General features: G+C 53.7%; 4 protein-coding genes and 1 pseudogene. All 5 read left to right on the forward strand.

The annotated features are described in order from the left end of the window. The coding region (locus HD842_RS23765) for a DUF2345 domain-containing protein (RefSeq protein WP_183558769.1) at positions 1 to 780 on the forward strand (780 nt) is incomplete at its 5' end. A gap of 3 nt (positions 781 to 783) precedes the next feature. Beyond that, positions 784 to 1,629: a DUF4123 domain-containing protein gene (locus HD842_RS23770; protein ID WP_183558774.1), complete on the forward strand. Its 846-nt coding sequence runs from the start codon at positions 784 to 786 to the stop codon at positions 1,627 to 1,629. Then, positions 1,604 to 2,365, forward strand: coding sequence for a DUF3304 domain-containing protein (locus HD842_RS23775; RefSeq protein ID WP_183558777.1), 762 nt, complete (start codon positions 1,604 to 1,606; stop codon positions 2,363 to 2,365). The genes HD842_RS23770 and HD842_RS23775 overlap by 26 nt, the downstream gene beginning before the upstream one ends. After that, the gene (locus HD842_RS23780; RefSeq protein ID WP_183558780.1) at positions 2,362 to 4,521 is read left to right on the forward strand and encodes a T6SS phospholipase effector Tle1-like catalytic domain-containing protein; all 2,160 of its coding nucleotides are present in this window, start codon (positions 2,362 to 2,364) and stop codon (positions 4,519 to 4,521) included. Before HD842_RS23775 ends, HD842_RS23780 begins: the two co-directional genes overlap by 4 nt. A 174-nt stretch (positions 4,522 to 4,695) precedes the next feature. Further along, positions 4,696 to 4,938, forward strand: a pseudogene (locus HD842_RS23785) (type VI secretion system tip protein VgrG); the annotation flags it as partial.

Raw genomic sequence — 4,938 nt, forward strand, 5'->3', positions numbered from 1 at the left:
ACGCTGGGCGAAACGTTCAGCGATGCCGCCACGACGCATCAGACGGTCGCGTTCGCCAGCCATCTCGGCGCTGCGAAAGCCAATGCCAGCAAGCTTGACGACAAGGAAGCGCCGCTGCCGGCAATGCTGACAGCGGTCTCGGGCATGCTCAGTAACGAGAGCGTGGACGCGGCGCGCGGCGAGATGCCTGCGAGGCCGGTCGCGCCGGACGATGGCAAACTGCCCAACAGCAGTTCGGCGGTGATTGCGATTGCCGCCAAGGCCGGCCTTGCTGTGGTTGCAGCGAATGATCTGCAACTGGCCAATGGCGAGACCATCACGTTAATGAGCGGGCAGGATACGCAGTTCGTCACCGGGGGCCAATTGCGCATGCATAGCGGGCAGGCGATAGGGATGCTGGGCGGGGCGGTTAAGGCGGGTGCGGAGAATATCGGCCTGCAACTGGTTGCAGCAAAGGGCGGGGTGGATTTGCAGGCGCAGGGCGATGTGCTCAATGTGCAGGCGCGCGATCAGGTCGACATCATCAGCGCCAATGCGCATGTCGACTGGGCGGCGGCCAAGAGCATCAGTCTGTCGACAGCGGGCGGGGCCAATATCACGATCGAAGGCGGGAATATTACGGTGCAGTGTCCGGGGAAGATCACGATCCACGCCGCGAAGAAAAGCTTCGTGGGTCCGGTTGACCAGCCCTATCCGCTACCGGCCATCCCCGGCACGGTGTGTGTCGAATGTCTGAAAAAATCTTTGGCGGCTGCGCCCGCATTCACGTTGGTGGAATAACGCATGTTGATCGATCCATACCAGACCAATTGGCATGCTGAACTGCTGGCACAATCTCGGCAACTGCCTGACGGAGCACAGCTTGTACTGTTGATCGACGGCGCGTTCGTACCTGGACTGTTTCGACACCTGACCAGCAGCAGCGAGCCAGTCTTGCTGTTCGAGCGGCTTCCGGGCTGCAACGACAAAGTGAGGGACGTATCGCCATTTCTGGTGCCTTTCGCTTCGGGCAACCAGGCACTACATCGCGTCCTGGAGCGATGCGAAGGACTGCCCATGTTGAGCGCGATTGTTACTAGCGACAGTATCGATGTACTTGCTGAACGACTCGCCGCTTGGTGCACTGTCGCGACCGGGGGGGATTATTTCAATTTCAGGTTTCCCGACACGCGACGATTGCCGGCTATCTTCGCCGTTCTCATGCCTCAACAGCAGCGTGAGCTTGCCGGCAATGCCCTAAGCTGGCATTACATTGCCAGGAACGGGGCTTGGGCAGCGCTGCCGATTGATTACTCTGGACCAGCGGCCGGGACTACAGTGAATGCAAGGCTAAGTGAAGCGCAGTTTGCAAGGCTGATCGAAGATAGTGAAGCCGACGAACTATGGGTTCGGCTGCAGTATGGCGGGGCCGTCTGGGATGGTTTGCCCTCGGAGCGGTATTATCTGCTGAGCCAGGTCGTGCAGATAGCGCGAAAACACCAACTAGGTAATACGGCGACCTTCCGGTGGTGTGCCAGGCTGATAGACGAGATCGGGATAGACACCGGCGTCAACGTGGCGCAGGCATTTTCTAATCTGGAAAACGAATTTATAGGGACACCTAATGAAGAATTACAAAATACTGTTTAGCGCATTGTTGCTTTTGCTGTTCGGATGTGCTTCGCGCGCAGAATCTAGTTCGCCGCGGTCGGGTGACTTGGTGTCGGTAAGTATTCATGGGGTCAACCACAGCGGGGATACGTTTCAATTCTCTGTTATCGATCCACGTGACACGAGTAACACTGGGGGCGGTGAACTCATCGGGCCTTATGAAGCCGGGGGGATCGTTTGTTGCTTCAAGCTTCCTAGCAAGTGGGCGCCCGGAACAACCGTAGAAATTCAGTCGAAGCACTGGTTATCGACAGGGGACGGAAAAGAAACCTCGGGAATTTATACGAAGCATATGGTCGAGGTGCCGCCATATGCGAGTGGCCAGGCTGGAGAATTATGGGTTCTGCGCATGGCGGATGGGAAAATCGACGTCGTATCGAGCGATTTGCAACCCAATCACCCTCAATGGCCTGGAAAAATCAAGGGTTGGCCAGTTCCTTCTCGAGATTTTATGCTGAAGCGGTGGGAGTTGGTTAGAGACGATGCCGAGCACGCCGTAAAGAATGGTAAGCATCTTATTGCGGAAGTCGAGAGATCATCAGAATCCTTGTTTCGAAAGGCATGGGCTTTAGACAAAAGCTATTCAAAGGACACGATAGCGAAATTTACCGGCCCTGAAGATCCTGCTTATCATCAGAACTTAAAGAAGCGCTATACAGACCGATTACGCCTCTCTGAGGCGCGCCTTAAGCAAATCATGAAGGATAAGCCATGAGTGCTCAGCTTTGTACCGTTTTGCCTGATAGGTATGGTAGGGCCGCGAATAAGAAAGAATTTTTCGACGATGCTGAACAGGACTTATTAAAGGCCAATGAGGATCGCGAATATATACCAAATGGCCTATCTTGTAAATCGTGCAATACCAACCTATTTTTCGGCTTCTTCTTTGACGGCACAAAAAATAACTATACGCTGGCGGAAAAAACGAAGGAGCACTCAAACGTAGCACGCTTATATGACACTTTCCCCGGACAAAGCGTGCCCAGCGTGCTTCCCAACGGAACCGACTGGACAGAGAGCACGAATAGCCGTTTCTCCAGTTTCTTCCGTGTTTACGTGCCGGGCGTAGCGTCGCCGTTCCCGGATGTAGAAGACAGCGGAATCGGTTTCGATCAGAAGCGTGGTGCTGCTATGGGCTGGAAGGGCAATGACCGAATTATTTGGGCCTTGGTTCAGGCGATTAATAACGTGCATCGTTTTTTTTATAATAGTCCTCTATTATCGTCAAAGGAGACTACGGCGATAGCGACTAGTCTGGATCTTTCAAGGCAAGCTCGGTCAGTAATGACCGCTAATCTTAATCGATCTGATCCTGATAACTATGAGAGACAGTTTTCAGGCCCGCGTGCTAAATTTGAAGAAATATTGAAAATGCTGCATAAGGCTGTCAAGCAGCACTGGTCAGAGAACGGGGGGTGCCCAAAGAAGAAAGATCCAGCCATCGTGCAAGAGATCTTCATTTCAACCTTTGGTTTTTCTCGAGGAGCAACCCAAGCGCGGGCCTTCGCAAACTGGTTGGATTCCTTATGCAGGCTCGACGCGAAGATCTTGGGAAAAAGCGGTACTACACTCGGCGGGTTTCCCGTTAGCTTCGACTTCCTCGGTTTGTTTGATACTGTTGCTTCGATCGGCGTGGGCAATACATTTGGAAATGCGCGTCTTCTAAAATTCGCGGATGGGCACGGTGCCTGGGCAGATGCCGACGATAGCTTGAGAATTCCTGCCAGTGTGAAGAAATGCGTTCACCTGATGGCTGCGCACGAGCAGCGTCGTAGCTTTCCGGCGGATTCGATTGCGGTGGGATTTACATATCCCCCAAACTGCGAAGAAATTGTATTCCCTGGGGTGCATTCCGATATCGGTGGCGGATATGCGCCTATGGATCACGGGAAAGGTGTTAACGCTAATGGCGATGACATGCTGTCGCGTTTGCCGCTGCTATACATGTATAAGGCTGCCAGACTAGCCGGCGCACCCTTGAAGCTGGAGTTGGCCAATAGCACTGCACAGGGACGGTTTGCAGTTCAGGCGAAAGTTATCTCCGATCTCAATGCTTATCTATCTAAGTGCAAGCTATCAGAGGGAGCGCTGACTGATCTCACACGAGAACAGCAAATTCTTCAAATGAGGTGGCGATATTTCCGACGAGATAAGGGGGGCGACGATCTTAATAAAACTGAAAGCTACAAAAGATCCGGAAATTTTGATAAAAATGACATGAATTCCGCTTTACTGGAATTTAATGAAGAATTGACAGCGTTTAAAAATTTTTTGCCTAAGCTAACGAGTGCAGATGTCGAAAAACAAGTTCCAGGCATGCATAATTCAGTGTCCAGCGAATGGAAGGAAATTGCAAGACTTCGACCGTTTGAAGCACTGCCGCAAGAAATGGTTCACTTTTTCGATGAATATGTTCACGATTCCCGTGCAGCGTTTAAGTTAAGTGGTGCTGATAATCCTGCAGATGCAGTAAAAGAACTTCAGGAATGGTCCAAAGTACTTGCAACCGGCAAGTCGCTGTATTCGAATAGGATGTATGAAGCCGGAATGCACAGTTGGTCAGGGCCGCCAGACTTCGGTATGAAAACGAATGAGCGCATCGCTGCCGAGGCATTCAACGAGGCACGAAAAGCGTCGCCTACGGAGACCGACCTGACCAAGTTGATTCCCCGTTATATCAACGAAGGGCGCGAGCCATCAGCTTTCGCTGAAGCCGGATACTTTCGATTCAGAAAAATTTATGGTGGTTCGGACAACGTGCTCTTGGCGCATCAAGCGCCTGACAGCAAGGGCAGCGGAAGGGCTTATGCACATCAGGACGACACAAAGTCGAGGGACAAGGCCGCAGTTAGTTCGAGGCAAATAGGTTAGAGCAATTCTACGCTTCCGTAACTTGGCTGGAGCCCGTCGCGGGGCTCTCAGCTCAGATTAGTTCGCCCAACTCCGCGCTGACGGCTACGGCGCCGTGCGCGCCGCCACGGGCCTGTTGGTGACCAGTTACAAGATCACGTATGGCGCCGAGCACGCGAACCGGCCGGCGACAACGTGGCCGGCATCGCGCTGGTCAAGCAAGCCGTCAAGCTGGGGGAAACATCCAGCGCCGCGGCCACGACGCACCAGACGGTGGCGTTTGCCAGCCACCTGGGCGCTTCCAGGCCTGGTTCGAGCAAGCTCGACGACAAGGAAGCGCCGTTGCCGGCAATGCTGACGGCGGTCTCGGGCATGCTCAGTGGCGAGAGTATGGACGCGGCGCGCGGCGAGATGCCTGCCAAACCGGTTGCCCCGGCC

This window comes from Massilia aurea (assembly GCF_014200505.1).
Classification (GTDB): domain Bacteria; phylum Pseudomonadota; class Gammaproteobacteria; order Burkholderiales; family Burkholderiaceae_D; genus Telluria; species Telluria aurea_B.

Coding starts and splice junctions, on each gene's coding strand:
- HD842_RS23770 (WP_183558774.1), top strand. CDS start 784: ATGTTGATCGATCCATACCAGACCAATTGGCATGCTGAACTGCTGGCA.
- HD842_RS23775 (WP_183558777.1), top strand. CDS start 1,604: ATGAAGAATTACAAAATACTGTTTAGCGCATTGTTGCTTTTGCTGTTC.
- HD842_RS23780 (WP_183558780.1), top strand. CDS start 2,362: ATGAGTGCTCAGCTTTGTACCGTTTTGCCTGATAGGTATGGTAGGGCC.